Origin of the sequence: Mesorhizobium sp. M4A.F.Ca.ET.050.02.1.1, from assembly GCF_003997725.1 — a bacterium.
In the GTDB taxonomy this organism is placed as follows: domain Bacteria; phylum Pseudomonadota; class Alphaproteobacteria; order Rhizobiales; family Rhizobiaceae; genus Mesorhizobium.
Window position 1 is genome coordinate 1 of the sequence record NZ_RZSG01001439.1, and the last position, 574, is coordinate 574.

At 59.2% G+C, this 574-nt stretch carries 1 protein-coding gene; it reads left to right on the forward strand.

What is annotated here, in order from left to right:
• The coding region (locus tag EOA33_RS38015; protein WP_145989615.1) for a peptidoglycan-binding protein at positions 1–400 on the forward strand (400 nt) is incomplete at its 5' end.
• Between the last annotated feature and the right edge of the window lie 174 nt (positions 401–574).

A 574-nucleotide genomic window follows, 5' to 3' on the forward strand; every position in this document is an offset into this window, starting at 1 on the left:
GTGCAAAGGCATCGTGCAACGCCATTCCATTGCGGCGCAGCGCGTGCTCGCCCATTCCGATGTGGCGCCGGGTCGCAAAGTCGATCCGGGCGAGAAATTCCCCTGGAAGACCCTGTTTGCGGCCGGCATCGGCCATCTCGTGCCGCCGGCGCCGGTCAGGCAGGGCGCGACGCTGAAAACCGGCGACACGGGGAGCGATGTCGAGGCGCTGCAGTCGATGCTGGCGCTTTATGGCTACGGTGCGGAGATATCCGGTATGTTCGACCGCCAGACCGAAATCGTCGTCGAGGCTTTTCAGCGGCATTTCCGGCCGCGGCTGGTCGATGGAATGGCTGACGGCTCGACAATCCGCACGCTGCAAAGGCTGCTTGCTTCCATGAAGGCAATCCCAGCCAAATAGTCCATTTTGCGTCGCTAAATTACAATCTGTCACTTAAAGTGACTTGCGCCGCCTTCTTTGCCGCCAAATCGACCGTCAAAGGCGATCCGTGCAATTTATCGGACGTCTAGCCTCCCGGATGTTTCGATATTGATTTGGTGTCGCCGCGTGAAGTTCTTCGCGCGGTTCTAACAG